Raw genomic sequence first — 22,335 nt, 5'->3', positions numbered from 1 at the left:
CACAGCTTTATCTACCGGCGGAAGGCGTCGGCGATCTCTTCCAGACGCGCGCGTGTCTGAAACAGGCGGCAGGCGAGCAGGCTTCCCTGAAACGCGGCGTATAAGGTGCGCGCCGCGGCCTCGGGTTTGCCACCGGCATCGAGCGTGTCCTGCGCCTCACCTTCCGCGAGCACTTTCGCCAGCCAGTTTTCGTTCGCCTTGTAGAACGACTGCACGACGTGGCGGACCTTCTCCGGCAGCGATTCGATGTCCGCCGCGAGCATGCCGCACAGGCAAATCTGGTTGCCGCCGCCGATGATTCGCCCGAACAGCTTCGTATACCGATCGAGCTTCTTGTCGGCGGGGGCGGAACTGTCGATCGCGTAGATCGACGACATCACGTCCGCGCTGTACGCGTTCACGGCTTCGAGCGCGAGATCTTCCTTGGTCGGGAAGTAATAGTGGATGCTCGAAGTTTTCACGCCGACCAGATCGGACAGGTCGCGATAGCTGAATCCGTTGTATCCGCGCGTCATCAACAGGGTCTGGGCGTGATCCAAAAGCGCTTCGCGTACCGTGTTCTTGTCCATTTGTCTCATTGCCCATAAAGCTGACGTGCGTAATTTATCTATCACTAGATAGACGGTCAAGCGCTTGTATCAAAAAGTTTTTATCGAATCGATGGAAAATAAAAAAGCCCTAACCGAAGTCAGGGCTTGTCGTCCGATCGCTGCGGGCGATGCTAGCGTGCGGCGGAAAGCGCCGCTGTTTGCGTCGATTCCCGCCCCGCCGCCGCGTGCTCGATGATGCCGCCGCCCAGACACACATCGCCCTGATAAAGCACGGCGGACTGTCCTGGCGTGACGGCCCATTGAGCGTCGTCGAAATGAAGCGCGAAGCGGCCGTCGTCCGCTTGCGCGAAGCGGCACGCCGCGTCCTGCTGCCGATACCGCGTCTTGGCGCCGCACGCCGCACCTTCGTCAGGCGCAAAGCCCGCGACCCAGCTCGTATTGCCCGCGACGAGCGTCGGCGACAGAAGCCACGGATGATCGTGGCCCTGCACCACGTAGAGCGTGTTCGTCGTCATGTCCTTGCCGGCGACGAACCACGGCTCGCCGCTGCCGTCCTTCGCGCCGCCGATGCCAATGCCCTTGCGCTGCCCGAACGTATAGAACGCCAGCCCGATATGCTCGCCGACGACCTTTCCGTCGGGCGTCTTCATCGGACCGGGTTTGGTCGGCAGATAGCGGTTCAGGAATTCGCGGAACGGACGTTCTCCGATGAAGCAGATGCCCGTCGAATCCTTTTTCTTCGCGTTCGGCAGGCCGATCTGCGCGGCGATCTCGCGCACTTTCGTCTTCGGCATTTCGCCGAGCGGGAACAGTGTCTTCGACAGTTGCGCCTGATTCAGCCGATGCAAGAAGTACGACTGGTCCTTGGTCGAATCGGTGGCCTTGAGCAACTGGAAGAGCCCGTTCTGCTCGCGCACGCGCGCGTAATGGCCCGTCGCGATGGTTTCCGCGCCGAGCGACATCGCGTGATCGAGGAACGCCTTGAACTTGATTTCCGCGTTGCAGAGCACGTCCGGATTGGGCGTGCGGCCCGCCGAATACTCGCGCAGGAACTCCGCGAACACACGGTCCTTGTACTCGGCGGCGAAGTTGACCGCCTCGACGTCGATGCCGATCAGATCCGCGACCGACACCACATCGATCCAGTCCTGCCGGGTCGAGCAGTATTCGCCGTCGTCGTCGTCTTCCCAGTTCTTCATGAAAAGGCCGACGACATCGTAGCCCTGTTCCTTCAGGAGCCATGCCGTCACGGACGAATCCACGCCGCCCGACATGCCCACTACCACTCTTCGCTTGCTCATAGGGATATCACGCCCGCACCACCGGCGCGACCGAATGCGTATGAATGAAATCGAGCGGCACGCGCCGCCCGGATAAATAATCGTCGACACACTTCATCACGAGCGGCGTCCGATGCCGCTCGACGGACGCACGCAACTCGTCGGCGGTGAGCCACAGCGCGCGCACGATGCCTTCATCGAGAGAACGTTCGGTCTCTTCGCCCAGCGACTTGCCGCAGAACGTGAACCGCAGATACGTGACGTCGCGGCCCGGTCGCGCGAAGTGCGTCATATACGCGCCGACGAGCGCCTCGGGCTCGAAGCGATGCGCCGTTTCTTCGAGCGTCTCGCGGATCACCGCCTCGACGAGCGTTTCGCCCGCTTCGAGGTGACCGGCCGGTTGGTTGATTCGCAGCCCCGCGGACGTGTGCTCTTCGATGACGAGAAATTTTCCGTCCCGCTCGACGATTGCCGCCACCGTAACGTGTGGGGCCCAAGTGTCTGATTTCATGGCGAGATATTTTACCGTCCCGGAGACGATCCCGCGCGTCCCGTTCTAGGGGTAAGCGCTGACGTGGGGCGGATGGAACAAGTGCCGGATCGGATCCTTGCGGGCGCAATCTTCGGTTACAGTTGCGATAGCCGTTAGTTCCAGCATTTGAAATAACTACTCAGCCTTAAGCCTTCCTAACCCTTTCCCCGGGGCGAAAGAGGCAACAAAGACAGGAGGATTTGAAGATGCACATCGGAGTGCCTGCTGAAACGCGGGCGAACGAGGCGCGCGTCGCCGCTACGCCCGAAACGGTCAAAAAGCTCGTCACGCAAGGACATCGCGTTTCTGTCCAGAGCGGTGCGGGCTTGCCGGCAAGCTATATCGACGATGCCTTCGCGCAAGCGGGCGCGGATCTCGTCGATGCGGCCACGGCCTTTTCCGCCGAAATCGTCCTCAAGGTGCAATCGCCGAGCGAAAGCGAACTGGCGATGCTCAAACCGGGCGCCGTGCTCATCGGCATGCTCGATCCCTTCAACACTGAAAACACCGCGCGGCTCGCATCGTCGGGCGTCACTGCGTTCGCGCTCGAAGCCGCGCCGCGCACGACGCGCGCGCAGAGCCTCGACGTGCTGTCGTCGCAGGCGAACATCGCCGGGTACAAGGCTGTGCTGATCGCCTGCCAGTATTACCAGCGCTTCATGCCGATGCTGATGACCGCCGCCGGCACCGTCAAGGCTGCGCGCGTGCTGGTGCTCGGCGCGGGCGTCGCGGGTTTGCAGGCGATCGCCACCGCCAAGCGTCTCGGCGCGGTCGTCGAAGCATCCGACGTGCGTCCGGCCGTGCGGGAGCAGATCGAATCGCTCGGCGGGAAATTCGTCGATGTGCCCTTCGAAACCGATGAAGAACGCGAAGCTGCGGTCGGCGTCGGCGGCTATGCGCGTCCGATGCCGCCAAGCTGGCTCGCGCGGCAGGCGGCGCAGGTGCACGAACGTGCGAAGGCGGCGGATATCGTGATCTCGACGGCGCTGATTCCCGGCCGTCCCGCACCGACGCTCATCTCCATCGAAACGGTCAAGCACATGAAGCCGGGTTCCGTGATCGTCGATCTCGCCGCGGGTCGCGGACCCGAGTTCGAGGGACGCAAAGGCGGCAACTGCCCGCTCACCGAAGTCGATCAGGTGGTGATGAAGCACGGCGTGCATATCGTCGGCCATACGAATCTCGCTTCGATGGTCGGCGCCGATGCCTCCGCGCTCTACGCCCGCAATCTTCTGGACTTCCTGAAGCTCATCATCACCAAGGAAGGCACGCTCAACATCGACCTCGCGGACGACATCGTCGCGGCCACGCTCCAGTGCCGCGATGGACAAGTCACGCGTGCGGCCGCTTAACGCCGATACGGAGACGCACATGGATGTCATCAATCACACGGTGATCAACCTCATCATCTTCGTGCTGGCCATTTACGTCGGCTATCACGTCGTGTGGAACGTCACGCCTGCGCTGCATACGCCGCTGATGGCCGTGACCAACGCGATTTCGGCGATCGTCATCGTCGGCGCGATGCTCGCGGTCGGCCTCACGGTCGGCGTGGCCGGCAAGTTCTTCGGCACGCTCGCCGTGCTGCTCGCGGCGGTGAACGTGTTCGGCGGCTTTCTCGTCACACGGCGAATGCTCGAGATGTTCAAGAAGAAAGAGCCGAAGAAGCTTGCGGTCAAGGAGGGCGCGTAAATGAGCCTCAACGTCGTCACCCTTCTGTATCTCGTCGCCTCGGTGTGTTTTATCCAGGCGCTCAAGGGCTTGTCCAATCCTAAGACCGCGCGTATCGGCAACACGTTCGGCATGGCCGGCATGGCGATCGCCATTCTGACCACGCTCGCGCTGATCGTGAAGCAGGCCGCGTATCTCGAAGCGAATCTGGCGCTCGGGTTGTCACTGCTGTTCGTCGCGCTGATCGTCGGCGGCGGCGCGGGCGCTTACATCGCGGCGAAAGTCGAGATGACGAAGATGCCCGAGCTCGTCGCGGCGATGCACTCGCTGATCGGTCTCGCGGCCGTGTGTATCGCGTATGGCGTGGTCGCCGAACCTGCGGCGTTCGGACTCGCGCCGCTTGGCGAGCCGATTCCGTACGGCAATCGCGTCGAGTTGTTCATCGGCACGTTCGTCGGCGCGATCACGTTCTCGGGTTCGGTCATCGCGTTCGGCAAACTGTCGGGCAAGTACAAGTTCCGGCTGTTTCAGGGCGCGCCGGTCGTGTACTCGGGGCAGCATCTGATCAATCTGCTGCTGGCCATCGCGATGGTCGGCTTCGGCGTGATCTTCATGCTCACCGAGTCGTGGCTGCCGTTCATCATCATGACGATCATCGCGTTCGCGCTGGGCGTGTTGATCATCATCCCGATCGGCGGCGCGGACATGCCGGTGGTCGTGTCGATGCTCAACTCGTACTCGGGCTGGGCGGCGGCGGGCATCGGCTTCTCGCTGAACAATCCGATGCTGATCATCGCGGGTTCGCTGGTGGGTTCGTCGGGCGCGATTCTGTCGTACATCATGTGCAAGGCGATGAATCGGTCGTTCTTCAACGTGATTCTCGGCGGCTTCGGCGGCGAGGCGGGCGGTGCTTCTGCGGGCGGCTCGACGGAGCAGCGTCCGGTCAAGTCCGGTTCCGCCGATGACGCCGCGTTCATGCTCGGCAATGCGGAAAGCGTGGTGATCGTGCCGGGTTACGGCCTGGCCGTGGCGCGCGCGCAGCATGCGCTGAAGGAGCTGACGGACAAGCTCGTCGAGAAAGGCATTGATGTGCGCTACGCGATTCACCCGGTCGCGGGACGGATGCCGGGTCACATGAACGTGCTGCTCGCCGAAGCCGAAGTGCCGTACGAGATGGTGCACGAGATGGAGGACATCAACAGCGAGTTCGGTCAGACGGATGTGGTGCTCGTACTCGGGGCGAACGATGTGGTGAACCCCGCCGCGAAAACCGATCCGAAATCCGTTATCGCCGGCATGCCGATTCTCGAAGCGTACAAGGCGCGGACGATCATCGTGAACAAGCGGTCGATGGCGGCGGGTTATGCCGGGCTCGATAACGAACTGTTCTATATGGACAAAACGATGATGGTGTTCGGTGACGCGAAAAAGGTGGTGGAAGACATGATGAAGGCGGTGGAATAAGGCCCCGTGTAGTCCGACAGCCGCGCCTCGGTGGATTCCGGGCGCGGCTGCGGGGTCAAGAAGGCTCGTACTTAATCTGCTGCCCGCCAGTGATCGGGATTGCCCTTGTCCGTTTTTCTCACACGCGCGACCAAAGGTTTATGGCCGTTGGCTCGCGCGGCCTTTATCGCTTCCGCTTGCGTCCTGTAGTCCACGGTGGTCAGTCGCAGCGTGGCTGACAGTTCGAGTGCGTAGCCTTCGATTGCTCCCTCGCGATGCTTCGGAAGTGGTTCAACGTACACGTTCGGCATGGAATCTCCTTTGATTGGCGGGCTTCGCCAAATCAAACTCTGGAGATCTAGCCGACGTAGCAACAGACGAACTTTCCGAATTCGGCAGGACAGAAACGACCGGCCGACGGTTCGCATCCGTCGCCATCGCAAAAGCGCGAGTTCGTTTGCCTGGCGCGACGACGTCCGGGCCCAGTGGAGCACGCGCGTACAATACCGCCTTTAAACGTCCCTCAAAGCAGCTCATGTCCTCCCCACTCTTCGACTGGTTTGTCCCCTGCCCGCGCGGTCTCGAAGCGCCGCTCGCCGCCGAGCTTTCGGAGATCGGAGAGCGTCATGTGGCGAACGCACCGCTGTCGGGCGGCGGATCGCTGATCGTCGGCGCGCAAGTGCCCGGCGGCGTCCACTTCCGGGGCGGCTGGGTCGCGGGCATGGCGGCGAACCTGCATTCGCGCATTGCGAGCCGCGTGCTCCTGAAAGTCGCGCAAGGCCCGTATCGCAGCGAGCAGGACATCTACGAACTCACGCATCGCCAACGCTGGGAGCAATGGTTCACGCCCAGCCAGACGATGCGCGTCGATCTCACCGCGATCAAATCGCCGGTGAAGAGCCTCGAATTCACGACGCTGCGCGTGAAAGACGCCGTTTGCGACCGCCTGCGCGACGTCGCCGGCGCGCGTCCGAGCATCGATACCGCGCAGCCCGACGTCCGCGTGTTCGCGTTCCTCACGGTGAACGAGTGCACGCTTTATCTCGACACCTCCGGCGAACCGCTTTTCAAGCGCGGCTGGCGCCTGGACAAAGGCGCCGCGCCGCTACGCGAAAATCTCGCGGCCGGCATCCTGCGCCTCACCGGCTGGACCCCCGGCACGCCGCTTTTCGATCCGATGTGCGGCAGCGGCACCTTCCTCGCCGAAGCGGCGCAAACCGCGCTCAACATCGCGCCGGGCAACGACCGGCGTTTCGGCTTTGAAAAGCTGAAGCCGTTTCATCCGGGCATGTGGCAGAAGCTCAAAACGGCCGCCCTCGAACAACGCCGCGCCGCCCGCGCCACGCAAGCCGAGCTGAGCATCTTCGGCAGCGACATTTCCGGCGACATGCTAGAAAAGGCGCGCGCGAACCTGGGCCGCGCAGGCATCACCGATTTGTCGCTCAAACAGATCGACGCCCGCAACATGGTCCCGCCGACCGACGCGCCGGGCATCCTCCTCGCGAATCCGCCGTATGGCGAGCGGATCGAAGTGCGCGGGCGCGGTCCGCGCGGCGAGATCCGCGATACGCCGCGCTCCCGCCGCGAGGACGACGACACATTCGCCCGCGCGCAGCCCGATCCGGCCGATACGGAATTCTTCGTCTCGTTCGGCAACGCGCTGAAGCAGCGCTTTCCCGGTTGGCGTGCATACGTGCTCACGTCCGACCGCAAGCTGCCGGGCCTGTTGCGGCTGCGTGAATCGACGAAGACGCCGCTTTTCAATGGCGCGCTCGAATGCCGCCTGTTCCGCTTCGATCTGATCGCGGGCAGCGTGCGCAATCGTCCCGCCGGCGAATGAGCCGCGTCGCCGTCCGCGCCTCCTTCGAAACAAGTATGCAGCGGCGGCGCGCGTGAAACCATTCGGCCGAATGGCATAGGCAGATTTACGGGCGATACGGCGTCGTCCCGAATGCGTTTCGGCCTATGCCGATTGGCCAGATGCCGTGATCGCGAAGCCGGCGCTACAATCGGCGCATGAACTCACCGACCGAACTCGCCAGTCCCATCGCCGTCGATATTTACCGCGCGCGCCGCGAGCGCGTGCTCGCCGCGCTGCGTGCGCGAGGCGGCGGCGTCGCCATCGTGCCGACCGCGCCCGAAGTCATGCGCAACCGCGACACGGACTACCCTTTCCGGCATGACAGCTACTTCTACTATCTGACGGGCTTCAACGAACCCGAGGCAACGCTCGTCCTGAACGCGAGCGCGAAGGAAGGCGAGCCCGCATCGATCCTCTTCTGCCGCGAAAAAAACGCGGAGCGCGAAACGTGGGAAGGCTTTCGCTTCGGCCCGGAAGCCGCGCGCGACGCCTTCGGTTTCGACGCCGCGTTGCCCATCAGCGCGCTCGACGAGGAAATGCCCCGGCTCATCGCCGACAAGCCCGCGCTGCACTACGCGCTGGGCACATCGGAAGAACTCGATGCGCAAGTGCGCGACTGGCTTGCTGCCGTGCGCGCGCAGAGTCGCACCGGCGTGCGCGCGCCCGCCAGCGCGGAGCATTTGCTGCCGACTCTCGACGAGATGCGCCTCGTGAAAGACGCGCACGAGATCGCCATCATGCGCCGCGCGGCATCGATTTCGGCCGAAGCGCACCGCCGCGCGATGCGCGCATGCCGCCCCGGCATGCGCGAGTACGAGATCGAAGCCGAACTGCTTTACACGTTCCGCCGACACGGCGCGCAGGCGCCGGCATACGGATCGATCGTCGCGGCGGGGGCGAACGCTTGCGTGCTGCACTATCCGGCGGGCAACGCGATCGCGCGCGACGGCGACCTGATCCTCATCGACGCCGCGTGCGAACTCGACGGCTACGCATCCGACATCACGCGCACGTTCCCCGTGAGCGGCCGCTTCACGTCCGCGCAACGAGCGCTCTACGACATCGTGCTCGCGGCCCAGGCCGCAGCCGTCGATGCGACGCGCCCCGGCGTGAGCTTCGACGCACCGCATCAGGCGGCGTTGAGAGTGCTGTCGCAAGGCTTGCTCGACACCGGCATCCTCGACAAGACAAAGTTCGGCAGCGTCGAAGATGTCCTTGCGCAACGCGCCTACGCGCGCTTCTACATGCATCGCACGGGGCACTGGATCGGCATGGACGTGCACGACGCGGGCGAATATCGCGAGGCCGACGGCCCGCTCGACGAGCAAGGCGCGCGTCCCTGGCGCATGCTCGCCCCCGGCATGGCGCTCACGGTCGAACCGGGTCTCTACGTGCGCGCCGCCGAAGATGTGCCGGAGCAGTACTGGAACATCGGCATCCGCATCGAGGACGACGCCATCGTCACGGAAAGCGGCTGCGAGCTGATAACGCGCGAGGTGCCCGTCGCCGCCGACGAGATCGAAGCGCTGATGCGCGATTCAAACGCAAACTGAACATGAGCGACGTCCAAGACATCGAACCGCATTTCGACTACGACATCGCCATCGTCGGCGCGGGGCCGGTCGGGCTCGCGCTCGCCGGCTGCCTCGCGCGGCGCAGCGCGACCTCGCGGCTCTCCATCGCGCTGATCGACGCACGCACGCCCGATGCCGCCGCCAGCGATCCGCGCGCCCTCGCGCTGTCGCACGGCAGCCGCGTGATGCTCCAGCCGCTCGGCTTCCCCGGTGACGCCACGCCGATCCGCCGCATTCACGTGTCGCAGCGCGGACACTTCGGCCGCACGCTGATCGAGCACGACGAGCACGAATTGCCCGAACTGGGCTATGTGGTGCGCTACGGCTCGCTCGTCGGCGCGCTCGCCGATGCGGTGCGCGCGACCAACGTCGACTGGTGTACCGATACCTCCGCCCTCGCGCCGCTGCAGGATCACGACGGCGTCACGCTGCCGCTTCAGTCGCCGGGCGGCGAGCGCACGATCCGCGTGAAAGTGCTCGTGAATGCCGAAGGCGGTCTGTATCAGAAGAGCGATGTGACCGCGCCCGGCGAGCGCCGCGCGCGGGATTATGGGCAAACGGCCATCGTCGGCACGGTGAGCGTGTCGGATCCGCGCGCGAATGTCGCGTGGGAACGCTTCACCAACGAAGGGCCGATCGCGCTTCTGCCATGCGGCGGCCAGCGTCACGCGGACTACTCGCTCGTCTGGTGCTGCACGCCCGACGAAGCCGCGCGCCGCATGCAACTCGACGACGACACTTTCCTCGCCGAACTCGGCGCCGCCTTCGGCACGCGCATGGGCCGCTTCACGCGCATCGCGTCGCGTGCGGCGTTCCCGCTCGGCCTGACTGCGCTCGACGTGCTCGTCGACAGGCGCACCGTCGCCATCGGCAATGCCGCGCAGACGCTGCATCCGGTCGCGGGTCAGGGCCTGAACCTCGGCTTGCGCGACGCGCTCGCACTCACCGACGCGTTGTCCGCCGACGGACCGCGCCCGCTCGCGCTCGCCCGTTTCGCGCAGCGCCGCGCGCTGGACCGGCGCCTGACGATCGGCGCCACCGACACGCTCGCGCGCATCTTCACGGTCGATTTCCCGCCGCTGGCCGCGATGCGCGGTCTCGCCCTCACCGCGCTCGAGTTCCTTCCGCCGGTGAAATCCGCGCTCGCCCGGCAGATGATGTTCGGCCAGCGACGTTGATCCGGCACGGAAAAAGGCAACCATCTGCACTAACCGAAGGAACTTATCCTCTATGAACGCGCCTTCTTTCATAGAAGATTTAAAGACTTGCATGCGATTGCTCTTAAATTCAGCACGCTCTTCGCGTTAAAATATGCGTTTCCCCTCAAGCAACGTTGCATCCGCCTGACCCGGCTTTCGCCGGAAACGCAGCGCGGATCGTTTAGCCTTCATGCCCACCATCGGTTCACACGTTCTGCGCAATAACCTGTTCGTCGCTCCGATGGCAGGCGTCACCGACCGCCCGTTCCGGCAGCTCTGCAAGCGCATGGGCGCGGGCTACGCGGTGTCTGAGATGGTCGCGTCGAACGCGCAGTTGTGGAAAAGCGAGAAGACCATGCGCCGCGCAAATCACGCGGGCGAAGTCGAGCCGATCTCGGTGCAGATCGCCGGGGCCGATCCCCAGATGCTGGCGGAAGCCGCGCGCCACAACGTGGCGAACGGTGCGCAGATCATCGACATCAACATGGGCTGTCCGGCGAAAAAGGTGTGCAACGTCGCGGCGGGGTCGGCGCTGCTGCAGAACGAACCGCTCGTCGCGCGCATCGTGGAAGCCGTGGTGCAGGCGGTCGGCGTGGGTCCGGACGCCGTGCCCGTCACGCTCAAGATTCGCACGGGGTGGAATCGCGAGAACAAGAACGCGCTGACCATTGCGCGGATCGCGCAGGAAGCAGGCATTTCGATGCTCACCGTCCACGGCCGCACACGCGCAGATCTCTACAAGGGCGACGCGGAGTACGACACCATCGCGGCCGTGAAGGCGTCGGTGACCATTCCCGTCGTCGCGAACGGCGACATCACGACGCCCGAAAAAGCGCGCGACGTGCTCGCCGCGACCGGCGCCGACGCCATCATGATCGGCCGCGCGGCGCAGGGTCGTCCGTGGCTGTTTCGCGAAATCGAACATTTTCTGAAGACGGGCGAGCGCCTGCCGCCGCCGCGCATCGACGAGATCCAGCAGGTGATGAACGAGCACCTCGAAGATCACTACGCCTTTTATGGGGAATTCACGGGCGTACGGACTGCGCGCAAGCATATCGGCTGGTACACTCGCGGCCTTTCCGGCGCCAACACCTTCCGGCACCGGATGAATACGCTGGACACGACCAAAGAACAATTGCTCGCCGTCAACGAATTCTTTGACGCACAAAAGGCGTTGTCGGACCGCCTCGTCTATGTGGACGAGTCCGGTGACGCCGAAGACGCGGACGGGGAAGAATCGTGCGGCGGGAACAACAACACGACAGACCGACTGATTGCCGCATGAGCAGACATAACATCGAACAATGCGTCCGCCAGAGCCTCGACAACTACTTTCAGGACCTGGACGGCTCCAACCCGCACGACGTATACGACATGGTGATTTCGTGCGTGGAAAAACCGATGCTCGAAGTGGTGCTCGAGCAGGCGGGCGGAAACCAATCGCTCGCTGCCGAGTATCTCGGCATCAACCGCAACACCTTACGCAAGAAGCTTCAGCAGCACGGATTGATTTGATTCTGCGGACTGAGGCGCGCGCCTTGGTCCGGCCTGGTTTCCCTTTTCGGTTTCAGTGTTCATCATGATCAAGCAAGCGCTCCTCTCCGTTTCCGACAAATCCGGCATCGTCGATTTCGCCAAATCGCTGTCGGCGCTCGGCGTCAAGCTCCTCTCGACCGGCGGCACCGCGAAACTGCTCGCCGACGCGGGCCTGCCCGTGACCGAGGTCGCCGACTACACCGGCTTCCCGGAAATGCTCGACGGGCGCGTGAAGACGCTGCATCCGAAGGTTCACGGCGGGATTCTCGCGCGCCGCGACCTGCCCGAGCATATGGCCGCGCTGGAAAAGCACGATATTCCGACCATCGATCTGCTGGTCGTCAATCTTTATCCGTTCGTGCAGACGGTGTCGAAGGAAGAGTGCTCGCTGGAAGACGCGATCGAGAACATCGATATCGGCGGCCCGACCATGCTGCGCTCGGCGGCGAAGAATCATCGCGACGTGACGGTTGTCGTCGATCCGGCCGATTACGCCGCCGTGCTCGACGAGATGCGCGCGAACAATAATGCCGTCGGCTACAAGACGAACTTCCGTCTCGCGACGAAGGTGTTCGCGCACACCGCGCAATACGACGGCGCGATCACGAACTATCTGACGAGCCTCACCGAAGAGTTGCAGCATGCGAGCCGCAACACGTATCCGGCGACCTTCAACATGGCGTTCGAGAAGGTTCAGGATCTGCGCTACGGCGAGAACCCGCATCAGAGCGCGGCGTTCTACCGCGACCTTTCGGTGCCCGCCGGCGCGCTCGCGAACTACGAGCAGTTGCAGGGCAAGGAACTGTCGTACAACAACATCGCCGATTCCGATGCCGCGTGGGAATGCGTGAAGACGTTCGATGCGCCCGCGTGCGTCATCATCAAGCACGCGAATCCGTGCGGTGTGGCCGTCGGCGCAGATTCGGCCGAAGCGTACTCGAAGGCGTTCAAGACGGACCCGACCTCGGCGTTCGGCGGGATCATCGCGTTCAATCGCGAAGTCGATGAAGCGACCGCGCAAGCGGTCGCGAAGCAGTTCGTCGAAGTGCTGATCGCGCCGTCGTTCAGCGACGCGGCCCGCGCCGTGTTCGCGGCGAAGCAGAACGTGCGTCTGTTGCAGATCGCGCTCGGCGACGGTCACAACACGTTCGACCTGAAGCGCGTCGGCGGCGGCCTGCTGGTGCAATCGCTCGATGCGAAGAACGTGCAGCCGCACGAACTGCGCGTCGTGACGAAGCGCCACCCGACGCCGAAGGAAATGGACGATCTGATGTTCGCGTGGCGCGTCGCGAAGTACGTGAAGTCGAATGCGATCGTGTTCTGCGGCGGCGGCATGACGCTCGGCGTCGGCGCGGGCCAGATGACCCGCGTGGATTCGGCGCGCATCGCGGGCATCAAGGCGCAGAACGCCGGTCTGACGCTGAACGGCTCGGCGGTGGCCTCGGATGCGTTCTTTCCGTTCCGTGACGGCCTCGATGTCGTCGTGAATGCGGGCGCGACCTGCGTGATCCAGCCGGGCGGCTCCATGCGCGACGACGAAGTGATCGCCGCAGCCGACGAGCACAATGTCGCGATGATCGTCACCGGCACGCGTCATTTCCGTCATTAATCCCGTCCGCTTCATTTAAGATTGGCCTGTTTGCGCTAGAACGGCGCAAGCAGGCCTTTTTGATTTGGACTACGCGCATCGCGAACGAATGAGAATCCTCGGCATCGACCCCGGCCTGCGCGTGACGGGCTTCGGCATCATCGACAAGACGGGGCACACGCTCACTTACGTGACGAGCGGCGTCATCAAGACGGCCGATGCCGACTTGCCTTCGCGTCTGAACACCATCTTCAGCGGCATCTCGACGCTCATCGCGCAGCACAATCCGGATCAGGCCGCGATCGAAAAAGTCTTCGTCAACGTGAATCCGCAATCGACGCTGCTGCTCGGGCAGGCGCGCGGCGCGGCCATTTGCGGGCTCGTCGCGAGCGGCGTGCCGGTCGCGGAATACACGGCGTTGCAGTTGAAGCAGGCCGTGGTCGGCTACGGACGCGCGACGAAGGAACAGATGCAGCAGATGGTCGTGCGTCTCTTGAGCCTCTCCGGCGTGCCGGGCACCGACGCCGCCGACGCGCTCGGCATGGCCATTTGTCACGCGCACGGCGGCACCGGTCTCGCGGCGTTGGGCGGCATCGCGCCGGGGCTTGCGAAGAAAGGCTTGCGCGTGCGGCGCGGCAGGCTCATCGGCTGATAAGGCCAATAACACTTTTCCTGGTTCAAACACATGATCGGTCGCATCGCCGGCGTTCTGCTGGAAAAAAATCCGCCGCACCTGCTCGTCGATTGCAACGGCGTCGGCTACGAAATCGACGTGCCGATGAGCACGTTCTACAACCTGCCGAACGCCGGCGAAAAAGTCGTGCTGCTCACGCAACTGATCGTGCGCGAGGATGCGCATCTGCTGTACGGCTTTCTCACCGCGCAGGAACGCTCGACGTTCCGCGAGTTGCTGAAGATCAGCGGCATCGGTGCGCGGATGGCGCTGGCGGTGCTTTCGGGCATGAGCGTGCACGAACTCTCACAGACCGTGACGACGCAGGACGCCGCGCGCCTCACGCGCGTGCCCGGCATCGGCAAGAAGACGGCGGAGCGGCTGCTGCTCGAACTGAAAGGCAAGCTCGGCGCGGATCTCGGCGCGATCGCGGGCACGGTTTCACAGTCCGATCACGCATCCGATATCCTCAACGCGCTGCTCGCGCTCGGCTATTCCGAGAAGGAAGCGCTCGCCGCCGTCAAGAACGTGCCGGCGGGAACGGGGGTGTCCGAAGGCATCAAGCTGGCGCTGAAGGCGCTCTCGAAGGCGTGACGGCCTAGGCCGTTCGGCCAGCTTCGCCGCGAGAAACCTCGCTGTACAATCGACCCATGATCGAAACCGACAAACTCGCCGCCGAACGCGTCATCTCGGCCAAGCCCGTCTCGCCGAACGAGGAAGCGTTCGAGCGCGCGCTGCGCCCGCACAAGCTCGACGAATACATCGGGCAGGAAAAGGCGCGCGGGCAGCTCGAAATCTTCATCGAAGCGGCCAAGCGGCGCTCCGAAGCGCTCGATCACGTACTGCTGTTCGGGCCGCCGGGTCTCGGCAAGACGACGCTCGCGCATATCATTGCGCGGGAAATGGGCGTGAATCTGCGGCAGACTTCCGGCCCGGTGCTGGAGCGCGCGGGCGATCTCGCCGCGCTCCTCACCAATCTCGAAGCGAACGACGTGCTGTTCATCGACGAGATTCACCGGCTTTCGCCGGTCGTCGAGGAAATCCTGTATCCGGCGTTAGAGGATTATCAGATCGACATCATGATCGGCGAAGGACCGGCCGCGCGCAGCGTGAAGCTGGATCTGCAGCCGTTCACGCTCGTCGGCGCGACCACGCGCGCGGGCATGCTGACGAATCCGTTGCGCGACCGCTTCGGCATCGTGTCGCGGCTTGAGTTTTATAACGCGAGCGAGCTGGCGCGTATCGTGGCGCGGTCGGCGTCGCTGTTGAAGGCCGAGATCGTGCCCGAGGGCGCACTGGAAATCGCGAAGCGCTCGCGTGGCACGCCGCGGATCGCGAACCGCCTGCTGCGCCGGGTGCGCGACTACGCCGAAGTCAGAGCGGACGGCATGATTACCTCCGATGTCGCCGACCGCGCGCTGAAGATGCTCGATGTCGATCCTGTCGGCTTCGATCTGATGGACCGCAAGCTGCTCGAAGCGATCCTGCACAAGTTCGACGGCGGGCCGGTCGGCGTGGACAATCTCGCCGCGGCAATCGGTGAGGAGCGCGATACGATCGAGGACGTGCTGGAGCCGTATCTGATCCAGCAAGGCTTTTTGCAGCGCACGCCGCGCGGCCGCGTCGCGACTATGCTTACTTATCGGCACTTTGGTATTGCTGCGCCGGATGCAGGGCCGATTCGGGATCTTTGGGATACGAGCAACGGGTAAGCCGGAGCAACCCGGTGCAACACCACGCCGTGGAAGCAGCCGCAGTCGCGCGGGTATTGAGCCTTTCGCGCCTCACGGCAAACGATCGCTTGTCGCAGTGTGCAACAGGCGCAAGAGACCTCGCATCAATCGCACGCACTTCGCAACGCGCGTTTCTCTTTTTGCCATGCCTAAGTTGCGCAACGACGCTGCGAGCGATCAGTTCAAAGTTGTCTGAACTGATCGCAATCAATTTCGTGGCGGCGAACAAGAAGCCTGCTGTCTAAATATCCCACTCCGCCAGCAGTTCAGCCGGAATAGCCTTCACAACGTCCGAATAACGCTTGCCCACGAATGCTTCCGCTCGTTTCAGCAACACTGGAATCGGACTGCTGGGCTCATTCATCTCGAACCAGAGCCGCGCCGCGCGAATTGAAGCCAACGCGCTTTGCCTGTCGTTTGACGGTGCGTGCGGCTCGAACGGTGCAAACGGCGTGACGCCTCGCGTCGGAGTCTTGATATGAACCGACTCGACTTCATCGGCGCCAGGGATGTCTACCGCCCCCTCTTCGTCTGACGCGTCGGAGTCCGCGTCGTCAACTCCGGCCGTCAAAACGTCGGCTGCGAGCGGCTCGTCGTGCGTCGCTGGCGCTGCCTCGTCGGCGATCGGAAGCCGGAAAAGCTCCAAGAGCCTCACCAACGGCGCAAGGTCGGGCCGATTGTCACCCAACTCCTCACCGCACCACTTATCGATCGTTTCGAGATGCGCCAGCGTCGCTTCGAACGCGGCCATCGTCGCGGACTGCTGCATCCGCAATTCTCGCAATTGCAGCACGACGGAATCCGGCGCAAGCGCGTCCGCCGGGCGCGGAACGGCAAACGCGCGCTCGACGTCACGCACCCGCAAACGCGCAACTGTCGATTTCACCAGCACGATTTCGCGCACGTCGGCCATCAGCCCTTCCGGATCGACCAATCCCAGCAGCGCGTTCATGCGCATTTCCTGCACTTCGTCGCGCCCGTAATCCTTTCCCTCGCAAGGATGCACTTGCTCCGGGTACGTCTGGAGCCAGGCTGCAAGCTGACCCACGCCCTCGGGCAGGCCAGTCGCACCCGCCTGGCGTGTCCGGCAGCGCGCGTGCAGAACGGCTACCCGGATATCCTTGGTGCGGCGAAGCAAACGCTGGCAATCTCGGCCTATATCGCCCCAGTTGATCGGATCGGCGGCGCCGACGAATGAGCCGTACTGCACGTCCTGCCTCGCCACCGTGCTGGCGAACAGCACGACAAAGTCGTGGTCGTATTCGAGGTCCGGCCCGCACGGTTCGGCGTCCGTGACGGGCGTCGTCCATTCGCAGGGCACGTCCTCCGATTGCACGGCGTCCGTGCGGTGTTGCTTCTGTTTGTCGGCTGGATTCTTGTCCACCGTATGAGACACCATTTAATTTACCTGTATGTCGGAGTGCGACGCACGAACTGATGCGCGTAGCGTTCGGGCTCGAAGACCATGCCCTTGATAGGCCGATCGGGATTCGGGCGGCCCAGCCAGCCGGACCAGCCCATCTGCTGCTCGCGTCCCATCTGCGCGGGGGGTGCACTCGCGGGATTGATGCGCAGTTCGAGTTCCCATCCGAGTTCTCTTCCGACAAAGGCACGCACCCATTCGACCAGATGCGGCAGATCTGCGCCCTTGGGCGTGAAGCGCAGGTACGACTGCAAATCCACAGGTCCGATCACGATTCGAAACCGGTGTTGCCGGTCTGGCGCGACGCGCCCGAGCATCGCGCCCCGTCCCATCATTGCGCCCGGTCCCGCAGCACCTATACGGCCCTGGTCCTTCGTATCGATGTCGATCCAGTGAAAAATTCGCTCTTGTATCTCGACCGGCACGGAGAAGTAATGTGCGAGAGTCGCGCGCAAGCCTTCGGCATTTCGCGACTCCCGCACCAGATGCGCCGACGCAGCCAGCCGCGCATGCGACGGCAAGGCCCTCTCACGCATCTCTTTGGCATCCTGACCCGACAGGCTCGCGATATAGAAAGAGAAACTTTCGTCGTCGACCCGGTCCAGACCAGCCGCCGCTTGCGCTGAAGCCCATGCCCGATAAAACAGCGCCAGCGCGCGGTGATGAAAGATATCGAAGAAATCGACGGTGGTCGTGTCGTTGCGGCCCTGTTGACGATCACGCGCCATTTCCGTTACATGGATAGGCAATGGGCCGTTCGGCCCGAGCATGCCCAAGCTGAATAAGCTGATCCGGAGATGCTCGCCGGATCGCTCGACACCCGCGATGTCACGAGGCGCGAAGGCGAGCGTCGGCGTCTGTCCGAGACGAAACGGCTCGGTGCCCGGGCGCCGTGCGGTACCGATCGCTTCAAGGCCAGGATGCGCGGCGATCCTGCGCAACAAGGCCAGAAAGCCATGACGCCACGGCTCGGCTTCCAGGGTTTCGAGCATTTTGGACGACAGCGTATTGTCGCGAATCAGATCAGGGAGCGTCACGCGCCTCATCACACGACCCCACGCGTGCCGGTGCGTACCTGCCAGGTGTGGATCAGGCCGCGCTGCATGGAATGAAGTTCCGTTTGCGTGAAGCTGTTGATCGACACATGGCGCGCGAGCCACTGCTCGAGAATCAACCCGAACAGATACGGACTCGCACCTGAGAAACCGCTTTCATCGATCGTCAACGTACACTCGATGCCGCGTCCGAAGGTCATCGGTCCCGTGCCGGGCAGTTTGCGGGTCACCGGTCGCGTCTTCACGCCGACGAGTCCTTCGATCTGACGCTGATAGTCGCTGTCGTCGTCCATTACGTATAGACGCAGCAGGTCGCGCAGCGCCTGTCCACCGGGGCGGTGATCCAGATCTTCCAGCGCCAGATAGTTGAAGTTGAGTTGCCGGATCAATCGCCAGGCCATCTCTCGATCCGCATACGGCGGACGCGGCGCGCTCGGCGCGCGTATCAGCCCGATGCTCGCGATCGGTCCGGAGGACTCGCCCGCGTCCAGATCGCTCTCACCGTTACGGGGCACGAGCGTCGCGAGATCGCGATTCGTCACCAGTGCATCGACCGATATATAGCGAATCCCTTCAGGATACGGCGCCTCTTTCTGATCCACCAGCGAGAGGAATAGCTCCGTGCCGATATACGGCGTGCGCGTCCCATAGCGGCGCGCGGAATCGGAGTGCAGCCTCCGTTCACGGCGGATAGAAAAGTAGCGGCCGTAGTTGCCCTCATCGTTGTTCAGCGTCTGATAGAGCGGTCTGAAGGACAACTCTTCCGAATTGATGCCAACCTGCCCATAGACGGTCTGCACGGAGTACACCTCGTAGTCGAGCGGCGCGAGGCGCGCCGGCACGACGTGGCACTCCGTGTCACCTGGCTCGAGCCTGACGCGGTCCGTATGCTTCTCGAACAGATTGATGACCGGCGTGCAATACAGCGCGAAACGAGACGCATCGACCAGATTGGCCAGTTGGCCGGGCGGGCGATCGAGGAGAATCACGATCTCCGCTTCGCGCTTGTCGATGCTCGAAAGCCCACGCGCCAATCCATTGAGGGCGAAGAACCAGAAACGCGCCGGGCATGCGAAGTACTCGTGCAGCAAATTGTGGCCGTGGAATTTCGCCCAGGTCAGCGGCAGCAGGTTCTGATCAGTGCCCAAGCCGTCGTGCTCGACGGCGTTCTCCGTCACGAAGCACGGACGATGCGACGTCGATCCAAATTGGCCGGGCGCCCCGATCACGGTCGCCAGACTGGACACGTGCACCAACTCGTAAAGATGCGACGCGACCTGTTCGTCACCGGCGAGATACACCGGAAGCCGGTCGAGACCCGCGATGTCCGAGAAGCTGATTTCGCCTGTGGTCTCGAGCTTCAGACGCAGTGCACCCCGCACCTGCCGGTCGGGCGACACATAGCGGCTCAGCGATGGAATATCGGGCGGCACGCCAGTCAGGCGGGCCTCCTTAATGCGCACCGGCCAGACGGTGACATCCTGACCGCTTGTAAAGGTGCAGGCAGTCTTCTCGCCTTCGGCAACCTCGGAGGTGAGTGTGGTGCCGCGCGGCACTTTATAGCCTTTGATAAGCGAGCCTGCCTGATCGCCAGGAAAGACTCGAGCAACGGCGATTGACGGTGTCGGCGCGACGTAATTCGGATAGATCACCTCGAGCAGCCGCCCGGTGAAACGCGGGAACTCGGCATCGAGCTTGAGTTGCGTGCGCGCCGCCATGAAGCAGAACGATTCGATCAACCGCTCGACATACGGATCGGCCACCTCGCCTGCCTGCATGCCGAGCCGACGAGCGATCTTCGGATGCGCCTGCGCAAACTCGACGGCGAGCTCGCGCATGTAGATGAGTTCCTGGTTGTAGTAATCCAGCAATCGAGGATCCATTGAGAGTCTCGTCTTGTTCGTCTCTGTTCGTTAGCACGGTGGCGTGCATGCGTGGGCGGTCGCCTGCGCGCCTGTGCGCTCAATCCGCGCTTGCACTATTCATGTCGATCTGACTCGTCTCCAGATCGAGCGAGCTCTGCACCATGAATTCGAGTGGATACGGGTCCATCTGGATTTCGCCGCGAACCTCGAACGACAGGACGTTGCGATGCGCCACACCCTTATCCGCATCCAGCACCCGGATAGTGAGCGAGTCCGAGCGAAGACGTGGCTCGAATCGCTCGATCACACGGCGAAGCGCCTGCTCGATGTTGGGCCATTGCAGCGACGAAAGAGATTCGCCCGTCAGCGGCGGTACCCCAAAGTTCACGGTCGACTCCACGGCCTGTGGATAGCGCTCGCTATCGATCCGGTCCTCGATGTTCGTCGTGTTGAGAAGATATGTCAGGTCGCGCTGGACGATGCTGCGCATCTGTCTGCGCGACACTGCGTACGCGTCGGGTGACTCGGACGTACTTCGCGGTTCGTCGTCGCGCAGGCGGTCGAGCAGGGTCGGCATGATGCGCGCGTCGGTGCGGCGCGGCGCGCGCGCGGCGTTACCGCCATCAGGCAACGGGACTTTACGACGGGTCACGGACATCTTCTCAGGCTGCCTGTGCGTCCGCCGTTGCGCGTGCGCCGAAGTCGCCGAGCAGCCAGTCGAACACGCCGAAGTCTCCCTGCGCCGTCGCCCACGTCTTCTGCCCGAGCGCGATGACGCCGGTACGGCCGGCTTCACGCCAAACCGTTTCCCGGCCGCGGCGAATGGAGTCGGAGCCGGTCTCCGAGCCCGCATAGCGCGCGGGAACGAAGCCGCGCACGGTGCTGCCGTCGATCAGTGTCAGCACGCACGGCGCCCAAATGAGATCGATCAGCGCACTCGGCGGAGTGACGTGCCATGTGGCGATGTCGGCGAACGGCACCCAGCGGTAATGGCCGGCGGTAATGATCTCGAACACGGGGCCAAGGCGAGAGTCGCTGTCCGCCACCCACTCGGCGACACCTTGTGGCGTCCGCGCGGCGGTGAGCGGCGCGGCATCCAGCGCCGCTTCGCGTGCGGCATCGGCTTCGTCGATACGGCCTTCGGCGCTCAGGCGCAATGCCTCGGAGAGTCCTTCGATCCAGACGGGCGGCTCCAGCACGAAGGAAGGCTTTTCGTGGCCTGCCATGACCTTCGCGCGCCAGCACTCTGCCCGAACCAGATCACGAAACACCTGCGCCATGCGATCCTGCTCCTTGCCGAGCTTCGCCCACAATTGCAGTTGCTGCATGGCGCGCGTCCAGTCACCCGTCATGCACAGCAGTTGGAACAAGGCCCAGCGATGAGAAGTGTTGGCCGGCTGCGCGCGGATCTGCGTTTCGGTTTCGTGAATTTGTTGTTCTAACGGTGTCATGCTATTTCCTCTGGTCCTTCGTGATCGGCAGCCGCGGGGGCGACGAAAGCGCTGTCGACCGACAATACGTGATGCTCGCGCCTGTTCAGGGCGGGTGGCAAGGCGGCCGAACGGCGCGCCTCCGCCGCGTGATATTCGACCGGTGCGAAAAGACGCAACACTTCCGGCACGGCGTCTACTTCCAGGTCGTCGTGGCCGGGCGTCATCTGGCCGAACGCGTCCTCCAGGGTGTGCTGACCTGAAAGCAACGCCTCGATCGATTCGTACTGCGACGATGCCTTCGGAGCCTGCCAGCCATGCTCGGCAGCCTCGATCATTGGCGGAGGCGCAGGTTCGTTCTCTTGCCAGGCCCATGACCCCATAAGGACGTCGTGCGGATCGGCGAGCGCACGCCAGTATTGGCGTTGCAGCGAGTTGATCAGATCCTTCGAAGCATTGGATGCCGCGGATGCATTCGTCTGGTGGTCCGATGCCGCCGCCATTTCGGCCCGAATGGATTCGAGACCGGCCTCGTCAGCCGCTCCGCCTATGAGGCCGAGGACCGGGTCGCTCTTCAACTGGCTGTCGGCGTCGGAGAGGAGGTCTATCCAAGTGCTGTCTGTCTCACGCTGGTGAGCGTTGCCGGGTGCGCGCATCTCGCTGACGATCTTTCTCGCCGCAGCGGTACCCCGGCGCCGCCATGGAACCTTCAACATCGACATAGTAAGAACACTTAACTAACTCCAAGACGCGTATTAGACAGTACGGGTGAAGAGACGTCTATCGGTTGGCTTGGCTGTGTGAAGATTAGTTACGCTCTTCGATGTTTTGGTGGAGAGCAACCCAGACAATGCCGTCGTTCGGCCATCGGATAACCGGTGGCCGCGCGAGTCAGCTGACCTTGGAGTGTCGCCATCGTTC

The 22,335-nt window shown here is 63.4% G+C and carries 22 protein-coding genes; 12 read left to right on the top strand and 10 right to left on the bottom strand.

The features are described from left to right. Positions 1-11: 11 nt before the first annotated feature. The 3 genes from QCE73_RS02040 to QCE73_RS02030 form a co-directional block, all read right to left on the bottom strand. Positions 12-569: a TetR/AcrR family transcriptional regulator gene (locus QCE73_RS02040; RefSeq protein WP_035497706.1), complete on the bottom strand. Its 558-nt coding sequence runs from the start codon at positions 567-569 to the stop codon at positions 12-14. Between the two features lie 152 nt (positions 570-721). Next, positions 722-1,852, bottom strand: a complete 1,131-nt coding sequence (gene mnmA / locus QCE73_RS02035) for a tRNA 2-thiouridine(34) synthase MnmA (protein ID WP_035497705.1) — start codon at positions 1,850-1,852, stop codon at positions 722-724. A 7-nt stretch (positions 1,853-1,859) separates the two neighbouring features. After that, positions 1,860-2,342 carry an NUDIX hydrolase gene (locus QCE73_RS02030; protein WP_309879576.1) on the bottom strand — a complete coding sequence of 161 codons (483 nt, stop codon included), beginning with the start codon at positions 2,340-2,342 and terminating at the stop codon, positions 1,860-1,862. A 227-nt stretch (positions 2,343-2,569) separates the two neighbouring features. Here QCE73_RS02030 and QCE73_RS02025 point away from each other — a divergent pair, with 227 nt between their 5' ends. The 3 genes from QCE73_RS02025 to QCE73_RS02015 are packed head-to-tail and all read left to right on the top strand — an operon-like array spanning position 2,570 to position 5,498. After that, positions 2,570-3,715, top strand: coding sequence for a Re/Si-specific NAD(P)(+) transhydrogenase subunit alpha (locus QCE73_RS02025; RefSeq protein ID WP_035497703.1), 1,146 nt, complete (start codon positions 2,570-2,572; stop codon positions 3,713-3,715). A gap of 19 nt (positions 3,716-3,734) precedes the next feature. Beyond that, positions 3,735-4,055, top strand: a complete 321-nt coding sequence (locus QCE73_RS02020; RefSeq protein ID WP_035497951.1) for an NAD(P) transhydrogenase subunit alpha — start codon at positions 3,735-3,737, stop codon at positions 4,053-4,055. Continuing rightward, positions 4,056-5,498, top strand: a complete 1,443-nt coding sequence (locus QCE73_RS02015) for an NAD(P)(+) transhydrogenase (Re/Si-specific) subunit beta (RefSeq protein WP_035497701.1) — start codon at positions 4,056-4,058, stop codon at positions 5,496-5,498. 71 nt (positions 5,499-5,569) lie between these two features. On the opposite strand, the gene QCE73_RS02010 is transcribed toward QCE73_RS02015, so the two are convergent. Beyond that, on the bottom strand, positions 5,570-5,788 hold the full coding sequence (locus QCE73_RS02010) for a hypothetical protein (protein ID WP_075583800.1): 219 nt from the start codon (positions 5,786-5,788) through the stop codon (positions 5,570-5,572). Between the two features lie 224 nt (positions 5,789-6,012). Between QCE73_RS02010 and QCE73_RS02005 the strand changes: the two genes are divergently transcribed. From QCE73_RS02005 to ruvB, 9 genes are all read left to right on the top strand, one after another. Further along, complete coding sequence (locus tag QCE73_RS02005) at positions 6,013-7,317, top strand: class I SAM-dependent RNA methyltransferase (RefSeq protein WP_238285092.1); 1,305 nt, start codon at positions 6,013-6,015, stop codon at positions 7,315-7,317. A gap of 176 nt (positions 7,318-7,493) precedes the next feature. Continuing rightward, complete coding sequence (locus QCE73_RS02000; protein WP_309879574.1) at positions 7,494-8,891, top strand: aminopeptidase P N-terminal domain-containing protein; 1,398 nt, start codon at positions 7,494-7,496, stop codon at positions 8,889-8,891. Positions 8,892-8,893: 2 nt separating this feature from the next. Then, a complete protein-coding gene (locus tag QCE73_RS01995) occupies positions 8,894-10,090 on the top strand; it encodes a UbiH/UbiF/VisC/COQ6 family ubiquinone biosynthesis hydroxylase (protein WP_309879573.1) in 1,197 nt (398 codons plus the stop codon). Between the two features lie 211 nt (positions 10,091-10,301). Continuing rightward, entirely contained in the window at positions 10,302-11,396 is a 1,095-nt protein-coding gene (dusB, locus tag QCE73_RS01990) for a tRNA dihydrouridine synthase DusB (RefSeq protein ID WP_187607498.1), read from the top strand. After that, on the top strand, positions 11,393-11,626 hold the full coding sequence (locus QCE73_RS01985; protein WP_008351548.1) for a Fis family transcriptional regulator: 234 nt from the start codon (positions 11,393-11,395) through the stop codon (positions 11,624-11,626). Before dusB ends, QCE73_RS01985 begins: the two co-directional genes overlap by 4 nt. 64 nt (positions 11,627-11,690) lie before the next feature. Next, positions 11,691-13,256, top strand: a complete 1,566-nt coding sequence (gene purH, locus QCE73_RS01980; RefSeq protein WP_309879572.1) for a bifunctional phosphoribosylaminoimidazolecarboxamide formyltransferase/IMP cyclohydrolase — start codon at positions 11,691-11,693, stop codon at positions 13,254-13,256. Positions 13,257-13,344: 88 nt separating this feature from the next. Next, positions 13,345-13,887: a crossover junction endodeoxyribonuclease RuvC gene (gene ruvC, locus QCE73_RS01975; protein WP_035497948.1), complete on the top strand. Its 543-nt coding sequence runs from the start codon at positions 13,345-13,347 to the stop codon at positions 13,885-13,887. Between the two features lie 33 nt (positions 13,888-13,920). Then, a complete protein-coding gene (gene ruvA / locus QCE73_RS01970; protein WP_035497690.1) occupies positions 13,921-14,502 on the top strand; it encodes a Holliday junction branch migration protein RuvA in 582 nt (193 codons plus the stop codon). A gap of 56 nt (positions 14,503-14,558) precedes the next feature. Then, positions 14,559-15,620, top strand: a complete 1,062-nt coding sequence (ruvB, locus tag QCE73_RS01965) for a Holliday junction branch migration DNA helicase RuvB (RefSeq protein WP_309879570.1) — start codon at positions 14,559-14,561, stop codon at positions 15,618-15,620. 262 nt (positions 15,621-15,882) lie between these two features. Here the strand turns inward: ruvB and QCE73_RS01960 are convergent, their stop codons facing one another. The 6 genes from QCE73_RS01960 to QCE73_RS01935 form a co-directional block, all read right to left on the bottom strand. Next, the gene (locus QCE73_RS01960) at positions 15,883-17,040 is read right to left on the bottom strand and encodes a type VI secretion system ImpA family N-terminal domain-containing protein (protein WP_309879569.1); all 1,158 of its coding nucleotides are present in this window, start codon (positions 17,038-17,040) and stop codon (positions 15,883-15,885) included. Positions 17,041-17,045: 5 nt separating this feature from the next. Next, positions 17,046-18,110: a type VI secretion system baseplate subunit TssG gene (gene tssG, locus QCE73_RS01955; protein WP_309879568.1), complete on the bottom strand. Its 1,065-nt coding sequence runs from the start codon at positions 18,108-18,110 to the stop codon at positions 17,046-17,048. Further along, on the bottom strand, positions 18,110-20,002 hold the full coding sequence (gene tssF, locus QCE73_RS01950) for a type VI secretion system baseplate subunit TssF (protein WP_309879566.1): 1,893 nt from the start codon (positions 20,000-20,002) through the stop codon (positions 18,110-18,112). The genes tssG and tssF overlap by 1 nt, the downstream gene beginning before the upstream one ends. 79 nt (positions 20,003-20,081) lie before the next feature. Further along, positions 20,082-20,642: a type VI secretion system baseplate subunit TssE gene (gene tssE, locus QCE73_RS01945; protein WP_309879565.1), complete on the bottom strand. Its 561-nt coding sequence runs from the start codon at positions 20,640-20,642 to the stop codon at positions 20,082-20,084. A 4-nt stretch (positions 20,643-20,646) separates the two neighbouring features. Continuing rightward, positions 20,647-21,435: a type VI secretion system accessory protein TagJ gene (locus tag QCE73_RS01940; RefSeq protein ID WP_309879564.1), complete on the bottom strand. Its 789-nt coding sequence runs from the start codon at positions 21,433-21,435 to the stop codon at positions 20,647-20,649. Beyond that, complete coding sequence (locus QCE73_RS01935) at positions 21,432-22,136, bottom strand: TagK domain-containing protein (protein WP_309879563.1); 705 nt, start codon at positions 22,134-22,136, stop codon at positions 21,432-21,434. The genes QCE73_RS01940 and QCE73_RS01935 overlap by 4 nt, the downstream gene beginning before the upstream one ends. Positions 22,137-22,335: the final 199 nt, after the last annotated feature.

This window comes from Caballeronia sp. LZ029 (assembly GCF_031451275.1).
Classification (GTDB): Bacteria; Pseudomonadota; Gammaproteobacteria; order Burkholderiales; family Burkholderiaceae; genus Caballeronia; species Caballeronia jiangsuensis.
Note: the sequence above shows the minus strand (reverse complement) of the source record. Positions and strands in the feature narration are given on the sequence as shown.